Source organism: Alishewanella tabrizica, assembly GCF_014652375.1.
GTDB classification, from domain to species: Bacteria; Pseudomonadota; Gammaproteobacteria; order Enterobacterales; family Alteromonadaceae; genus Alishewanella; species Alishewanella tabrizica.
The window spans coordinates 171,983-188,328 of the sequence record NZ_BMYR01000006.1 but is presented as its reverse complement, the minus strand read 5'-3'; the positions used below and the strand labels follow the sequence as shown (position 1 = coordinate 188,328).

Below are 16,346 nucleotides of genomic sequence, written 5' to 3'. Positions count from 1 at the left end.
GGTAACTTAGGCAGTGTATGCACCTCTGTGTTACGGATTTACCGTAAGCTGCAAATTGATAAAGTGAATGATCTGCTCAGCAGTTTGTAACTCAGCTAAAAAGGCTTCGTCTTTTAGCTGGGCAAAACTTGCGGGTTCAGATAATTGAAAACGCATTTGTAATACTTTGGGATCAGCAATAAACGCCAGCAATGCCATGTTAATGCTTTCTGGTAAGGTATTGGCTGTACTTAAATATTGTTCTAATTGCGTTTTAATGCCGCTTAGCTGTGCTGTTTGCTCTGTTGACGCTAGGATCGGCTGCAATTTTTGTAAGAAACCTTGGTTAGTTAAGGTCACGCTGCCTTGTTGCAATTGACCTTGCTCTAAGGCGGTATTCAACGCAGCCGTATACGCTGGTGATTGGCTGTAGTTTTGCTGCGTTTCTGCATCCATTTTGGTTAAATCGGTAGCAAATTGCCATAGCGGCTGCATTTGCTGTAAGGTCAATTGATAGTGTAAGTGAAATTGTTCACCCAGCTGAATATGCTGTTCTAGCAATAACTCGCCTTTTGCGGCGTGATACTGATAATTATAGTGCGTACTGAGTGCGATCTCATTGCTCAATTCTGCTAATGCCGGCGGTAACAGTAATTGCATCCCTTTTGCCAGTTTAACGTCTTTAATCTCTACTCGCCCAGTCTCAGCTAAAGTACCGGGTTTAAAGCCAGTAACTTGGATACTCGCCACTTCTGCCAGCACCCCTAACCCCGCGACATTAATGGCTAAGCCTGCTATTTGATAATCATTGCGCCAATAGTTGGCCTTAATATTCTCATAACTCAAGGCAACGCCAGGCATTAAGCCTTGTGTTGCCATCACAGCATAAGACTCATTGATCACTGTGATTTGCTCAGCCAAGATGGCGGCTGCCCGATAATTCACATACTGGTAAACACCTACCGTAATCGCAAGCACGCCGCCAACTACGGCGCCTAACAGCCATTTTTTTTGCATACAAAACCTAAAAATAAGAAAATTTAGTATTATGCGTTGCAAGGCGATCCTATCAACACATAACCTGAGTAAACACTCTGAAAGCCAATAAGCATAACAGTTCCTGAGGAAATAAAAAAACCTGCAATTTTATGTGCAGGTTTTGGTCGAGGGATACGATCTAATGCATCTTTATTAGGTAAGGCACTGCGCCTTTACTTGATTACGCTAAAATAAACGTTCAGTGGGGTACATACTGTAAAACATGGCGTTAAAAATCATAAGAGAGCGATATCCAAAGTCTTCGTCCATCTATGTAGGTCCCCCCAATCGCACTGGTCGTATGCGAGTAAAGATACGCATACTCTGTATTACCATTCCAAACATACGCACGACTCTGAGAAAAATCTTTGTCTTGTAAGTTATATACCACCGCATTTAGCCGCAGATTATCTTGCAGGCGATAACTGGCTCCCAAATTCAACACGCTATAGCCCTTTAATTGATTGTCGGTGGCATTGGCAATGGCTAAATTTTGCCCAGATGTTGGGTAAGGCTCGAAACGTTTGCGATCACTTTTATATTCGGCTTCTACCCAGGTACTAAATTTATCGGTGAGTTGCCAAGTCGTACTGGCGGTTAATTGATTTTTCGGATTATTGACCAAATAGGTGCCCACGTCAGCACCGCTTTTTACTTCCGTATCCATCCAAGTATAAGTCGCCTTCGCCGTTACGCTGTCACTCATGGCATAATTTGTAGTGAATTCAACTCCGCGGCTTTCCGCCTTATCTAAGTTAATTTGCTGACTAAAATCGCTTTGGGTTCTAAAATTACCTACCGTGATACACCCCGGGCGATTTAACGGAGTGGTGGCGTCGGAATACAAGCAATTCGGCGTACTTGGCCCTGTAGCGAGTTTATTTTTAAATTCGTTTAAAAAGACGGTGGCGGTGAGTGTTAGCTTATCTAAGTCAGTATAATTAACACTTACTTCGTAGTTAATGGTTTCTTCCGGCTGCAAAGTAGGAGAACCCAAGGTAACCGACGCCCCTTGTGCTGTAAATCCGGTCACACCATCATGCAATTGATTTGGCGTGGGTACTTTATAGCCCGTGCTTACGCCGGTTTTTAAAGTCCATTGCTCCGTGGTATTCCAAACAATATAAGCGCGTGGCGTAAAATGCCCACCAAAAGCACTATGATCCTCGTAGCGGCCGCCTAGGGTAAAACGTAAATCGTCCCGCAGTGCCCACTCATCTTCAGCATAAAGCGAACGCGAGTCTTGCTTAAAGGCATTGCCTTGCCCCGCAGCACCATCAATCACCTCAGCATCTTTAACCTCAAACCCCACTGACAATAAGTGATTTGCCAATGGCATAACAAAACGGGTATCGAACACAATATCGGTATTTTGTAATGTACGTGGCTCTCCACCAATAGCGCTGTAACCAAACGCTGGCGCATTTCCGGCAGGTAAGGTACGCCCTTCTTGCTCAGAAACAACGCGACTTAACGACGTATCCCAAGTGCCTGTAGCTAAAAAGGCACGGTGACCAATCACTTGCTGATCTCGATAAAAACGTAATTCGTGTTCGTAGCCAGCGATCCGATTCGGCGTGCCGTCAGCGCGATAGGTATCGAGAGTGCCTAAGCGGCCGTCGGCATTACTGTACTTTTGCCGGGCGGTGTCAAGATCAACCCAGATCCGGTGCTGTTCGTTTAGTTGATAAGTTACCTTACCACCTAGCGCATAATTGTTACCTTCTGCTGGACGCGGATCACGCCCCGTACCTGCAGGATTCATTCGCTCAGAGTTTCCGCGATCAAAAAAACGCCCCCGAAGCTGCAAACCTACACCTTCGGCTAATGGCCCACTCACCCCAAGATTAAACGTTGAGGCATCAGCCGCATCACGATTTTCTTGCCAAACATGATCAACACTTAGATTGCCGCCCCACTCGGTGGCAACGGCCTTTGTAATAATATTGACTACGCCGCCCATGGCATCAGATCCATATAAAGTTGACATAGGGCCACGAATGACTTCAATACGCTCAATGGCTGATAACGGCGGTAGAAAACTGGTTGAGAACTCATTAAAGCCATTTGGGCCAATGCTACCCGAGGTGTTCTGGCGACGGCCATCGATTAAAATTAAAGTATAGTCAGACGGCAAACCACGAATTTGAATGTTTAGCCCACCGGTTTTTCCCACGCCATTGCGAACATCAACACCTGGGATTGATGACAATGCTTCTGCGATATTGGTAAAACTTTTTTGCTGTAGTTCCGCCGCAGTAACCACACTAATACTGGCAGGTGCCTCAATTAAACGCTGCTCAAAACCCGCAGCAGTAACAACAATAACTTCCATATTGCTATCTGCAGCAGCCTCTACATTAGCAAAAACCGGGCTAGTAACGGTAACGGCAGCACTTATTGCTGATGCTAAAACGGCACGACGAAAATACATGAAAACTCCCTATAGTTAAAATGACAACAAGTCTCGATGGTTTTATGAAGATGAGATCAACAGCCTGTTGCAGCGACGAGCAAACAATTTACCCCGAACAATTACGCGAATGATAATTACTATCATTTGCAAATGCAATTAAAATATTCTGTCTGATCCGGATTACTAGAAAAACAGTCGTCACAGTGTTCCGTGTTGGCGTAAAATGGTATTGTTCTAACTAGAAACCTTAACTTTGCTCATGGAAGCATTTAGCCATGTCGGAATATTTTCATTGGTTTGATTTGGCAGGTATCGCCGTATTTGCTATCTCGGGTACCTTAGCAGCATGGCGTAATCATATGGATGGTTTTGGCGTCATTGTATTGGCGAGTGTTACGGCTATTGGTGGCGGTACTTTGCGCGACTTGATCTTAGATGTGCCTGTGATCTGGATGAACAACAACACCTATTTCTACGCTATTTTTATCGCCGCGATTGTGACGATTCTGCTGGTACGTAATCGGCTTACCATTCCAAACAATACCCTGCAAATTGCTGATGCTATTGGTTTGGCATTCTTTGTAATAATGGGTACGCAAAAAGCGTTAGATCATGGCACATCCAGTATGGTGGCCATTATGCTTGGTACGATGAGCGGTGTGTGCGGCGGTATGATCCGTGACGTGCTATGTCGCGAAATCCCCATGGTATTTCGTGGTGAGCTTTACGCCGTCACCTGTATTTTTGGTGGCATTATTTACACCGGATTACTGGCGCTTAATGTGCCGCAATTTTATGCGATGATTGCAGGCATGTTGGGCTTATTAATCCTGCGTTTAGCCGCAATAAAATGGCATATTACTATTCCAGTTTTTGGTAAACACCATCAAGAACTAAACGAACCCTAGCCTCATTCCAGATCGGTCAAAACTTTAATCTAGAACAATAAACGACCGCGCAGTTATCAGTAGACTGCGCGTAATTAATTGTATCGGAGGTTTTATGGCTAGCCACAATCCACATCGTGTTTATATTCCTACTAATGCTCGCTCTAATCAGTACTTATTAGCTGAAATTAAAACGGACGAGGCATTTTATGCTGGATTCGCTTCTACTGCAGCATGCTACCAACAGCTTGCGCAGCAGCTCTTTGCTTTGATGGAACAGGTTGAACTACGCAATGTGCAATTGATTGCCAATGATAAATTACCGGTAGTACGTTATCACGAAGAAGCATATAGCCTGCAAACTGAAAAACAAATTCTGTTCTTCTACAATCCTAAGTATCACGAAGGGCAAGGTGTCTTTATTACGCCAGACTATCAGGCACGTAAACTTCGGATCGTCTTTTTAGCTACTGGCGAAGAGCTACGTGCACAAGCGGCAGCATTTCATGGCAAAGTGGTACAGTTATTGACGACTTGGCAACAACAGTTACCAGGTAAGCCAGCCATTAAACTCCGTGATCATCAGCAACTCTCCTATGATTTATTTGCCAAAACCAAAGGGCATAAAGAAAGCTATGGTTATAAACTTCGCGGCCTTTACCCGCGGTACAAAGCTCGGCAATGCGCCTTGCCCGATGAACACAGTGAAATTACCTATGTAACGGTAACACTGCCACTGACCCGCAGTTTGAAACAGCACTTTTTAACCGCCGGAGCCACCGATTTCAGTCTACTGTATCAGCAATTAGAGCAACGTTTTACTGCGGCCTGTGCCGGTAAAAAACTGGATAAATTGGCATTAGTGGCCAATGGATTAACGCCGGTAGTCCGTAACAGTAAATGGGATAAAGTCGAAAACAACCGCGAACTGCAAAAGGTCAGCTTTAATCCAGATTGCAGCGAGCCACAACTGCTGAGTTTTTGGCAAGCAGACAAACTGGTTGAGAGCGCGCATTTTATTATCGTGGCCGATAAAGACGACAATACCGAGTTTGGCTATGGTCGCTTTATGAATCAGGTGGAAGAGGCGCTGCGTAGCTTTGCGCGCCAATTAGAAATTCCTGGCGATCGCCAAGATCTACTAGTGCGGTTTTATCAGCATATTAGCTATATTATCCCTACTGCAGAGTAACGCTGTATCTCTAAATCTTGACACATACATACGGGGGCGCTGCTCCCGTATCTGTTTTTAATAACCAGCATTTACAGCGGCCTTTTATCTCTTCACTGGTTAATTTTGTATGTTCGACCAGCACTAAAGCTATTGCGTTTAACACTTGACATTATGCTAATGATAACCATTATCATTAGCATAATGTTCCGGAGGTTATATGACCACATCGCTTTGGCATACGCTGTTTCGCTTAGAAAGGCAGTTATTTGCCCCCTACGATCCAAAACAACATTATCACCGCCTGATCTCCGACTACACCGCCAGTTGCTGTCGTGTCGCCGCGGAACTGCAACAAGACCAGAATCTGTTGTTACAAGAATGGTGCTTGCGGCAGGGCTTGTTTAACTTAGCACGCGCCGCCATGTTTCATAAAACACAGCTATCGGTTTATCAATGCTGTTTGGACCAACTCTATCGCCCGATGCTGGCGTTAAACCAGCTTTATACTGCGCAGCGCAACGGCCAAAAACAGCAACTTGCGTTACAGGCTTGGGCGTGTTGACGTTTGCTGGTTAGATTTTGTTCTTCTGGCGGCGCTTTGATCGCGAAACGAGGAGTGTAGTTTAGTTATTCTAAATAAACGACGAGTGACAAAGAGCAAAGCGCCGCCAGATGAACCCTTCGGGCAGCGTGTGGCTGGCATTTCTACTGCGTTATCGCTTGTTCATGTAGAATAACTACACATCACAAGCTCTGCCTTGTATAAATACCAGCCACCCAGCTGCAAAAACAACCAGCAAACGTCAACACGCCCTATCTTAATCAAATTTTTTACTGCCAGGAGTAAGTATGCACTATCGTATAGAACGTGATTCCATGGGTGAGCTAAAGGTACCAGCAGAGGCACTGTATCAGGCTCAAACACAGCGCGCAGTGCAGAATTTTCAAATTAGCAGCAAGCCCATGCCAGTAGGGTTTATTCAGGCCTTATTACAGATAAAAAAGGCTGCGGCGTTAACTAATGCCAGCTTACAGCTATTGCCTGAAGCCGAAGCACACGCCATCACACAAGCAGCCGAGCAGTTACTCGCTCACACCGATCATAGCCAGTTTCCGGTCAGTGTGTACCAAACCGGTTCTGGCACCAGCAGTAATATGAATGTGAATGAAGTGTTGGCGACCTTGGCCAGTCAACTTAGTGGGCATAAGGTGCATCCCAATGATCATGTTAATTTAGGCCAAAGCAGTAACGATACTATCCCAACCGCTATTCAATTAAGCAGCTTACTGGCGCTAGAGCAGCAACTCCTGCCTGCGCTAACGGCGCTACAACAGGCGCTTAGCGCTAAATCTGCCGAAATCGGTCATATTGTAAAAACCGGTCGCACCCATTTAATGGACGCAATGCCAGTCACTTTTGCGCAGGTGCTTGGCGGCTGGTGTAGCCAAATTACTCATGCGCAAACGCAAATTTCCCTGCAAATTCCACTGTTAAGCCAGTTAGCGCAGGGTGGCACTGCGGTGGGCACGGGTATTAACGCCCATGCCGAATTTGCCAAACGCTTTGCCACCCAACTTAGTGTTCAGACCGGTTTAACGCTAAGCCCCAGCAAAGATTTTTTCTTTAATCTAAGCTCACAAGATGGCGCTTTAGCCCTCTCGGGTAGTTTAAAAACGCTTGCGGCGGCCTTACTAAAAATTGCCAACGACTTACGTTGGATGAACTCAGGCCCCTTATCGGGGTTAGCGGAAATTAGCTTAGCTGCACTCCAGCCCGGCTCTTCGATTATGCCGGGCAAGGTGAATCCGGTAATACCGGAAGCCGTTGCCATGGCTTGCGCTCAAGTGTTTGGCTGCGATACCGCTATAAGTATTGCAGCGCAATCGGGGAATTTTGAGCTAAATGTGATGCTGCCCTTAGTCGCCGATAACCTGCTGCAAGCCATCAGCTTACTCAGTGGCAGCTGTCTGGCTTTAGCGAATCAGGCCATTAACAGCTTTACGGTAAACGAGCAAAATATTGCCAAAAGCTTGGCGCAAAACCCTATTTTAGTTACCGCACTGAATAGTCGCATTGGTTATGACAAAGCCACTGCGATCGCCAAGCTGGCTTATCAGCAACAACGGCCTATTTTAGAAGTGGCCGTCGAGCAAACCGATATTAGCCGAGAAGAACTGGCGCAGTTATTAGATCCAGCCAAACTGACCGGCATGCTAACTTAAGAGAAAACCACACAACTCACTATCAAGCAATTAACCGCTCTACCAAGACAGCCAGAGCGCTTTTTCGCTATACTAAGCGCCCTTTATGTAAAGTGGCGCTGGTATGAGTTCCTACACCGTGCTTTCCGCACCGATCGAGCATAGCCTGACTGAAAAAAACAGTGAGTTTTTAACCTTTTTGCAGCCGGTAACGGATCGCGAACAGGCGATGCACTGGGTGCAGCATTATCGCGAGCGTTATAAAGATGCCGCCCATGTTTGCTGGGCCTATATTATTGGCAATACCCGGCAACCGCAAACTCAAGCTTTTAGTGATGATGGCGAGCCAAATGGCACTGCCGGAAAACCTATGCTGCATGTGCTAACCGAACGTGAGCTGGGCAATAGCTTGGCTGTAGTTGTGCGCTATTTTGGCGGGGTAAAACTAGGCGCAGGCGGCTTAGTGCGGGCTTATTCGGCCGCAGTATCACAAGCCGCGCAGCTGGCACAGCTGACGACCATAAGCCCGAAGATTTTATTAGAACTTAAGGCGGACTTTGCACTGGAGGCGCGGATCCGCCAATTACTGGCTCAACATGCCGGTGAGCTCGTCGCGGTGACGTATCAGCAAGCGGTGATGCTCAGTGTGTTGCTGCCAATAGAAAACAGTGAACGCTTTATCCAGCAACTGCAAAATAGTAGCGGCGGTAGTATTGAAGTGGCTGTTGTGTAAAGACACCATCATTCGCTAAGCGTTAAACATGGCTGTCTTAAGCAGATATGACTCAACGCTGTTATCCCAAAACGCAGCGTTAACCTGATCTGATCAAGGCCGCTCACGAATATTCAAAGCCGCTGCTGATAAAGCACTTGGCTTGCGTTAACTGTGTGTTAATATTGCTGCAAAATAACAAAATTTCACTATTTGATAAGGAGTAAAAATGCAGCGGATGCAACAACTGGATATGATCCGTGGCCTAGCCGTATTGGCATTATTGCTCATGAATATCTTCGCCTTTGCCTTCCCACCCGATTATGCACACAGCCTGCAATGGACAGAAATTGCGCCTAGCAGCACCGACACCTTGCTTTACAATATTCAAACGCTTTTTATTAAAGGCCGTTTTGTCAGCCTGTTTAGTATCTTATTTGGTGTAGGCTTATATTTAATTGCAGAAAAGTACGGTGAAGCTTATCTTAAGCGTCGTCTCAATTGGTTACTTTTCTTTGGGCTCGTGCACGGTTGGTTGATCTGGTTTGGTGACATTTTGCTTTGGTATGCACTTACCGGGCTGTTTGTTTTGTATCAGGGCTATTTTCATTTAGCCATTGCAGCACTATGGCGAAAAGTCATCCTCTTTTTTGCCATCAGCATGATATTCCCTACCATTGTCAGTCTAACCTATCTCTTCGTTGATGGCGCCACCGCGGTAGAACTGGCTAACGCAGAAACCGTTACCAAGCAAATTGAACTTTGGACAGGCCCTTTCTGGCCTCAGGTACAAGAAAACTTAGCGCTAAGCCTAATTATGTTTGGCGCCTTTATCACCTTTATGCTTTGGTACAGTACTGCGCTAATGTTATTAGGAATTGCTCTGTATAAAACAGATTGGTTTGCAATCGGATTTTCCACAAAACACACAGCGGGATTGTTTGCCACTGCATTAATGTTAAGTGGCTCAGTAGTATGGTTGGATAATCATAGCGGTTATATTTTAGGGCTAGCAGGCATACTGCCTTGGGCTTATGTCGCTGAGGTGATGATGGCGTTAAGCTTTGCCAGTCTGTTGATTAAATTCCGGCACTCACCTTGGCTACAGCAATGGCTGGCACCCTGTGGTCGTTTGGCTCTGACCTTATACTTAAGCCAAACTCTTGTCATGGTACTGCTGTTCCGAGTCGTTAAAACGGAGTGGTTCGCAACGTTAGATAGGTTGCAGCTGCTCAGCATAGCTATAATAATGATTGGCGCCCAACTGCTATTTAGTCAACTCTACACCCGGTATTTCCAACAAGGTCCGATGGAATGGCTATGGCGGCGATTAAGTAAACGCCCAGAGCCCGATCAGGCGAAGGGGCTGCATACTAATCAATAAACTGCCGTACTAACCAATAATGCCAGTTGCACATGCCACATTTGCAACTGGCATTTTTAGTCATTCCATGGATAATAAGCCCAGAAAATCGAAGATAGCGGCGCCACCCTAAGCGCCGCCGACAGGATGCGCTATGTCTCAATTACTCCGTATTGTGCTGATCCATACCCACCTACCGGGTGTGGTCGAATTACAGCTGGATCAGCATACCAATATTTGTGGTACCAATGCCTCGGGCAAAACCACCTTACAACGTTTAGTGCCTGTATTTTATGGCGAACAGCCCAACCGCGTCGTCCCGAAAACGCGTAAGAAATTCGATGAATTTTATCTGCCGTTTTCCAACAGCTACCTCATTTACGAATACCAGCGCGAAGGTGGTGACGTCTGTCAGGTCGTGCTGACGCGCAAGAGCGAAGGTGGCGTGGATTACCGCTTTGTGGCGGCGCCTTATCAAAGCGATTTTTACTTAACGCAAAGTAGTGAAGGCGTAAAAGCCCTAAGCTATAGCGATTGGGCTGCGGCAATGCGTGCCCGCCCCGATGTGCAAGTTTCTGCCAAAGTCAGTGCCACCAGTGAATACCGTAGTATTATTCAAAACGATGCCGCCGCACTTCGTGGCAATAATGCCGATAGCGTCAAACTACGCCGCTTAGCCGCAACCTTTAGTTTAGTCAGCAGCGGCCATAAACTACGACATATTGAAAAGCTAGTCAGTGCCGTCCATGCCAAAGAAGGCAAAATGGACACCCTTAAAGCCATGCTGGCCGCCATTTTTGAAGAAGATGGCGTTACCTTGCCCACCACTAAAGTGAAAAACACCAAGGCGCGGGAGTGGATCCAGCAAATGCGCCAGTCGATGCGGCTGGATAAATTGCAGCAAGATTTTGAGCGTTTAAAGCAATTAGCCCTGCAATTAGATGGCGCTGAAGCACAATTGGCCGCCTTACTCCCCTTGCTGCAGCAAGATGAAAGCAGTCAAAAGCTGAAAAAAGCCGATGCCGAACAGCAGGTCAATACTTTACGTGGTCAGTTATTGGCGTTAAAAGAGCAGTATAACGCCCAGCAATTAGAGCAAAACGGCAAACTCAGTAAAGCCGAAGCCGATTTACACGAAACCAGCGCGCGCTTAGATCAACTGCAGCAACGCTTTGACGACTATGACGCCAAAGATATGCCGAAACTGCAGCGCGATACTGACGCCTTGCCGCTATGGCGTGAAACCTTGCAGGAAGTGTTGGAACAGTACCAACTGATGGTAGAGCAACATGGCGATTTAGAGCGCCAGCTAGAGCAGCGTAAAGCCAAACTGGCCGAAGCCTTTAACCGCTTAAGCGAGCAACACCGCGCCAAAGCAAGGCAATTACAGCAACAAAAAGACGCCACCCGCGAGCAGCAAGACGGCAAACTGGCGTTATTAGAGCAAGCCTTTCAAAGCCGCCTGCAGCAAGCGCAGCAGCAATTTTCAGAGCAACTGACGCAACTAAGCAGCGCTATTGCGGTATTGCAAAGTCAGCTCACCAGCTCGCCGCTAACAGAGGCCGAACATGACGAGCTGCGCGCGGCAGAGCTGCGTTTAGAGCAAGCGCAGCAACAAGCGCAGCAACAAGCGCGGCAGTTACAACAATTGCAGCAGCAGTATCAACAAGCGCGGCAAGCGCGCGAGCAAGCCGACCAACAGTTAGAGCTAAGCCGCAAAGCCTTACACAGTGCCGAACAACAGTTACAGCAATTACATCGCCAGCTTACGCCTGAGCAAGGCAGTCTACGGCACTATTTACGCCTGCACTACAATGGCTGGGAGCAAAAGCTGGGCAAGGTGCTAGACGAGCGCTTACTAGAGCGGCAAGATTTACATCCCCAGCTGTTAGATCTGACCAACAGTGTCTATGGGTTAACGCTAGAGCTTAGCGCCATTGATACACCGGACTATGCGCAAGATGAAGCGGCGATTCGCCATCGTATTCATGCTGCCGAGCAACAATTACAGCAAGCAACCACCAACAAAGCGCAAGCAGAAAAGCTGTTAAAAGAGCGTTTTGAACAAGCCGAGCTGATTCGGGCGCAGGTAGAACAAGCCGAGTGGCAATTTACCCAGTCAGAGCAAAATATTGAGTATGCCCGCGATGCGCGTAACCGCTTACAGGCACAGCAACGCGAGCTAATTAAACAGCGCCAGAGCAGCGTGCGCAGTGAACTGAGCAGCCAGCAACAGCAACTGGAAAAGCTTAAACAGCAGCAACAGCAAGATTTGCAGGCGTTAAAAGATGATCATAACAGCCAGAAAATTGAGCTTAAAACCGACTGGCAAGCCGAGCTGCAAGTCTTTGACGAGCAAATTGACGAGCTGGAGCGGCAGTTAGAGCATAAGCGCGAAGACAATAAAAACCAGATTAAAGAGCTACAGCAAGCCTTTAACGAAGAGTTATCAGCCAAAGGCATTGATCCACGGCGCCTAACCGAGTTAAAACAGAAGCAAGATCAGTTAAAAACCGAGATTAAAGCCACCGAAAACCGCCAAGACGAACTGACGGCCTGGCAGAAGTTTATCTCGCTGGACTGGCAACAACTGCGGCCACAATTGCTGGCACAGGAAACCGAGCTGAAGCAACAGCAACGCAGCATTAAGCAGGCGCTGGAGCAATTAAAAACCGATTACAGCAACCAGCAGAAAAAACTGGAAGAGCAAAAACGTCAGCAGCAAGAGCTAATGACCCAAGCCGAACAATTGCTGCTGCAATTAAAACCGGTGCTCGCTAAACTGCTGGAGCTGCATCTGGCCAGCGTTGCCCCCGCCACCTTGCAAAGCTCGGCCGATAGCATTGAACGGCTATCGCGTGCCAACGAAGCCTTAGAGCAGCGTAGTAAACTGGATAGCGCCCTCAAACTGGCGTTAGAGCAATTTGAAAGCGGGCTGAGTAAAGATGCCGGCCCCGAGTTTTTAGATCGGTTAGAGCACGAAAAACGCAAATTGCCAGACTATGCCGGTAAACGCCAGCAACTGCCTATTTTGCAAAACTTGCTGCAAATTTTAAAAGATGCCCAGCAGCAATTGCTGGAAATGGGCGAGAATATCGGCGGCGATCTGAAGAAATTCTTTACGGTCTTTAGCGATATTAACCGCCGTATTGCGCTGCAAAGCCGCCGTTTAAGTGAAGCGGTGGCCGACGACTTAGTGCTGGAAGGCATTAGCAAATCGGAAGTACGCATCTTATCCACTATCGATGAGCTGGGCTTTTGGCAGCCGCTTAAGCATTTCGCCAAGCTGTATGATGATTGGGGCGCTTCGGGTAAAGCCCTGCCCTCAGAGCAATACCTGAATGCGCTGGCCGATGTGGTCGAATTATTGCGCGCCGATGAGCAATACACTATTGAATCGCTGCTGCGCTTAGAGCTGCATTTAAGCGAAGGCGGCTCAGAGCTAGTGATTAAAAACGATCGCCAGTTGTTAGAATCGTCCAGCCACGGTATGGCTTACCTGATTTTATGTAAGTACTTACTGGCCTTTACCCGCTTACTGCGTGGCGACGCCAAGGTGACTATTCACTGGCCCATCGATGAAATTGGCACCCTCGCCTATCACAACGTGGAAAAGCTGTTTACGGCCTGTAGCAGCAATCAGATTGTGATTGTCGGTGCCTTCCCGAACCCAGAGTCAGATGTGTTAATGCTGTTCCAGCATCGCTATTTAATCGAGCCAAGCCAGCAAGATCCTACCAAGCGCCAGCTCAAACGCATTCAACCTAAAGTCAGTCGCTTAGCCGAGCGCTTAGCCCAGAAACAGCAGGAGGCAAGCTAATGTTACAACACGGACCTTTACTCGAGCGCCTGCTGGCCGGTGACTTTATTTGTAAGATTACCGACGAAGATGCTTACCGGCATTTAAGTTTGGAGCAAACCCAGCAGGATATTAACCATTACTTAAGGCCGCTGAATCGGCGTTTAGTCAGTAATGATGATCATAGCGTGTATTTTTTGGGTTATCACGAACTGAATAAAGACGCCCGCGAGCAACTTAGTAGCCAGTTTGCCCTAACAGTACAATCCTTATTGCCCTTGCTGGAATGGTTGCAACTGGTGCAAGAAACCATGGGCCGCGATAGCGCCTTAACCGCTGGCGACACCATTAAATTGCAAGAATTTGTGCTACGCACCGAAGATAACCAAAGCTTGCGCCAGCGCTTAAGCCAGCTGGCCAGCGATCGCTTTTTTAATAGCCAAAGTGAGCAGCTCGATAGCCAAGTGAAGCAAATTTTCCGCCGCTTAAAAGAGCACGGTTATTTGCTGCAACCGCATGCCGAGCGCCAGTACTACATCGTTACCGGTAAAATTGATTATTTAATTGATGTGATTCGCTTTATCCGCGATGAGGAGCATCTGCCGGTTGAGGATACCCCGACGCAGGAGGCGCTGCTCTAATGGCACCGTTAGATTCTGCCAATACCTCCTCTAACCTGTTTAGCATTGGTGCCGAGCGCTTAGCGTTATTAGGTAAACACCATAAGCAGCTGATGCAAGGCTATTTAGATGGCTTTATTGATGAAAGTGCCTTTAGCGAAGGGGCGTTAAAAAAACTGATTGCTGCCCGTATTTTATGGCGCCCAGACGAACAACAGCCTTTGGCGCTGCGCCCGTTAGTCAGCGAGCTGATTGCCAGTATGGTGGCCGATGAAAACCGCCGGCAGATTAACGCTGACGTGGCGGAAAAGCTGGAGCAAATTCGTAACCGGGTACAAGCCTATCGTGATGCCCAGTATAAGGGCGATTACAGCGTGGCCGAGCTACAGCTGCAACGCCTGACCGAGCATGTGCATGATTTAAGCGGCCAGTTTGAAGAAGCCATCGACAGCCTCTGGCACCGCCTGAACAGCGACTTTGGTTTTGTTAGCAGTCTGGATGATAAAATTCGGGAAAACGAACGGGCGCAAAAGCAATTACGCCGCTTACTGGATGGCTTGGATTTACTCGACTTTACCGAGTTAATTGAGCTATCTGAAGGTAATAACCATCTGCGTAAGTTGCTGGTAAGCCAGCTGCAAAGCCAGCTAAGCTCGCACCATAGCAGCTTATTAGAGGTGCAAAAGCGGCTGGTTGAGCTGCTGGCCAAATTCCGCCAGCAACAATCGCGCTCCCTGTTAATTGCCAATATGGCGGCCTTTTTACGCCAGCACCCGAAATACCAACCGGCCGATTATCCCAATCGCAGTGAGGTGCCAACACTGTTTAATCAGGCTGCGAGTATCAAGCCACACGCCGCCATTGCGTTGGATAACGCCAGCGAGCGACAAACGCTGGCCGAATTAGTGCGGGCACTGCCGCGACATACGCCAGTCACGCTATTAGACACGCAAAGCGCCAACTTTAGTGCTTTATTGCAGGATGAAGAAATTGCGGCACGCCAGCAGGCCCTGAAAACCGATGTCGAGAACTTCTACCTACGGGTGATTGATCAAGGCGGTAAACTCAGTGCGCTAAGCTATTTGGAGCAGCAGGCACTGACATGGGATAGCGAAATTTGGCTCTATCAGATTATCGCCGAATACCAAGCCCTGCCGGTTGATGAAAAAGCCATGTTTGCCATGCTGCGCGAAGAAGCGCCCGCCAGTGATTTTAATAGCTTGCTGCTTATTCGTGATATTAGCATTAGTTTACAGGCAGCCTAATGCATTACCCGCCGCTGAGTGCACAGGCGCTACGCTACTTGCAGCAACTGCAACAGCGGCTAAACGCCAGTGGCAGCGAGCGGGTAAAAACCAGCGGTAAAGCGGTGCAAGAGCTGCTGCACTGGTGCCTAGAGCATGAGTTAGTGCCTGCTAACAGCCTGCAATTACCACAATTTCGTTTTAATCTGCCACTGCTACAAGCCATTGCCGCCACACAGCGGCAATTACAGCAGGCCTGTTTTCTGGATGCCACTCAGCAGCAAAGTCGCTTAGATAATGCTCTTAATAGTCAGCAAGAGCTAAAAAGCCTTGGCCCAAGCCCGCGCCAGCAAAGAGTATTAGTTAGACTGAATAATGCTTTGCCATGCCAAGGCCTACCCGCTATTCGCATTACTGATGTAGATTGGCAGCAGATTGCACTCAGCGCTTATGACGCCTTGCTCGTGGTGGAAAATCTGGATTGCTTTTATCAGCTAGAGCGCTTTCAGTTAGCCATCCCCTACCAGCAGCCGCTGCTGATCTATCGAGGGGATAAGTTATATGGCAAAGGTTATAAAGCCCTAAAAATAGCTTGCCTTAGAGAAAATAAACCCATTGTTTACTTTGGCGACTTTGATGCCAAAGGTGTCAGTATCGCCATAAGCGAGGACTACAGCGCCATGCTGCTGCCAGATCTGACAACGCTGCAACATCATGCCAGTAACGATATGCTGCCAGACAAGCAACTTAGCTTTATTGCAGGGATTGCCACATACCAGGTTACTGCAGCATTTTCACCCTACCAACAATTGCTGTGCCAGCAACTTGTAGGACTCAGACAGCAAAATATGCAGGCAATGCATCTTAAGCCCGTTTCAATTCGCTAATTTTGTGAAGTCGCTAACCAAAGCA

At 47.6% G+C, this 16,346-nt stretch carries 12 protein-coding genes; 10 read left to right on the top strand and 2 right to left on the bottom strand.

Annotated elements, in window-relative coordinates; translation table 11 throughout:
- Positions 1–30 precede the first annotated feature (30 nt).
- Positions 31–996: an aq_1923 C-terminal domain gene (locus IE070_RS08605; RefSeq protein ID WP_189482482.1), complete on the bottom strand. Its 966-nt coding sequence runs from the start codon at positions 994–996 to the stop codon at positions 31–33.
- 250 nt (positions 997–1,246) lie between these two features.
- Positions 1,247–3,451 (bottom strand): TonB-dependent receptor domain-containing protein, encoded by a 2,205-nt coding sequence (locus tag IE070_RS08600; protein WP_189482480.1) that lies wholly within the window; start codon positions 3,449–3,451, stop codon positions 1,247–1,249.
- 257 nt (positions 3,452–3,708) lie between these two features.
- On the opposite strand from IE070_RS08600, the gene IE070_RS08595 reads away from it, so the two are divergent.
- The 10 genes from IE070_RS08595 to IE070_RS08550 all read left to right on the top strand — a co-directional run bounded on the left by IE070_RS08595 (position 3,709) and on the right by IE070_RS08550 (position 16,321).
- A complete protein-coding gene (locus IE070_RS08595; protein ID WP_189482478.1) occupies positions 3,709–4,341 on the top strand; it encodes a trimeric intracellular cation channel family protein in 633 nt (210 codons plus the stop codon).
- A 94-nt stretch (positions 4,342–4,435) separates the two neighbouring features.
- Entirely contained in the window at positions 4,436–5,512 is a 1,077-nt protein-coding gene (locus IE070_RS08590; RefSeq protein WP_189482476.1) for a DUF3083 family protein, read from the top strand.
- Between the two features lie 199 nt (positions 5,513–5,711).
- Positions 5,712–6,056 carry a hypothetical protein gene (locus IE070_RS08585; protein ID WP_189482474.1) on the top strand — a complete coding sequence of 115 codons (345 nt, stop codon included), beginning with the start codon at positions 5,712–5,714 and terminating at the stop codon, positions 6,054–6,056.
- Between the two features lie 287 nt (positions 6,057–6,343).
- Positions 6,344–7,717 (top strand): class II fumarate hydratase, encoded by a 1,374-nt coding sequence (locus tag IE070_RS08580; RefSeq protein ID WP_189482472.1) that lies wholly within the window; start codon positions 6,344–6,346, stop codon positions 7,715–7,717.
- Between the two features lie 103 nt (positions 7,718–7,820).
- A complete protein-coding gene (locus IE070_RS08575) occupies positions 7,821–8,429 on the top strand; it encodes a YigZ family protein (RefSeq protein WP_189482470.1) in 609 nt (202 codons plus the stop codon).
- Positions 8,430–8,637: 208 nt separating this feature from the next.
- Positions 8,638–9,792, top strand: a complete 1,155-nt coding sequence (locus IE070_RS08570; RefSeq protein WP_189482468.1) for a DUF418 domain-containing protein — start codon at positions 8,638–8,640, stop codon at positions 9,790–9,792.
- Positions 9,793–9,925: 133 nt separating this feature from the next.
- Entirely contained in the window at positions 9,926–13,591 is a 3,666-nt protein-coding gene (locus IE070_RS08565; RefSeq protein ID WP_189482466.1) for an ATP-binding protein, read from the top strand.
- Positions 13,591–14,211, top strand: a complete 621-nt coding sequence (locus IE070_RS08560) for a condensin complex protein MksE (protein WP_189482464.1) — start codon at positions 13,591–13,593, stop codon at positions 14,209–14,211. Before IE070_RS08565 ends, IE070_RS08560 begins: the two co-directional genes overlap by 1 nt.
- Positions 14,211–15,455: a hypothetical protein gene (locus tag IE070_RS08555; protein WP_189482463.1), complete on the top strand. Its 1,245-nt coding sequence runs from the start codon at positions 14,211–14,213 to the stop codon at positions 15,453–15,455. Before IE070_RS08560 ends, IE070_RS08555 begins: the two co-directional genes overlap by 1 nt.
- Entirely contained in the window at positions 15,455–16,321 is an 867-nt protein-coding gene (locus IE070_RS08550) for a DUF7281 domain-containing protein (RefSeq protein WP_189482462.1), read from the top strand. Before IE070_RS08555 ends, IE070_RS08550 begins: the two co-directional genes overlap by 1 nt.
- Positions 16,322–16,346: the final 25 nt, after the last annotated feature.

Coding starts and splice junctions, on each gene's coding strand:
- IE070_RS08580 (WP_189482472.1), top strand. CDS start 6,344: ATGCACTATCGTATAGAACGTGATTCCATGGGTGAGCTAAAGGTACCA.
- IE070_RS08550 (WP_189482462.1), top strand. CDS start 15,455: ATGCATTACCCGCCGCTGAGTGCACAGGCGCTACGCTACTTGCAGCAA.
- IE070_RS08575 (WP_189482470.1), top strand. CDS start 7,821: ATGAGTTCCTACACCGTGCTTTCCGCACCGATCGAGCATAGCCTGACT.
- IE070_RS08585 (WP_189482474.1), top strand. CDS start 5,712: ATGACCACATCGCTTTGGCATACGCTGTTTCGCTTAGAAAGGCAGTTA.
- IE070_RS08605 (WP_189482482.1), bottom strand. CDS start 996: ATGCAAAAAAAATGGCTGTTAGGCGCCGTAGTTGGCGGCGTGCTTGCG.
- IE070_RS08570 (WP_189482468.1), top strand. CDS start 8,638: ATGCAGCGGATGCAACAACTGGATATGATCCGTGGCCTAGCCGTATTG.
- IE070_RS08590 (WP_189482476.1), top strand. CDS start 4,436: ATGGCTAGCCACAATCCACATCGTGTTTATATTCCTACTAATGCTCGC.
- IE070_RS08595 (WP_189482478.1), top strand. CDS start 3,709: ATGTCGGAATATTTTCATTGGTTTGATTTGGCAGGTATCGCCGTATTT.
- IE070_RS08560 (WP_189482464.1), top strand. CDS start 13,591: ATGTTACAACACGGACCTTTACTCGAGCGCCTGCTGGCCGGTGACTTT.
- IE070_RS08565 (WP_189482466.1), top strand. CDS start 9,926: ATGTCTCAATTACTCCGTATTGTGCTGATCCATACCCACCTACCGGGT.
- IE070_RS08555 (WP_189482463.1), top strand. CDS start 14,211: ATGGCACCGTTAGATTCTGCCAATACCTCCTCTAACCTGTTTAGCATT.
- IE070_RS08600 (WP_189482480.1), bottom strand. CDS start 3,451: ATGTATTTTCGTCGTGCCGTTTTAGCATCAGCAATAAGTGCTGCCGTT.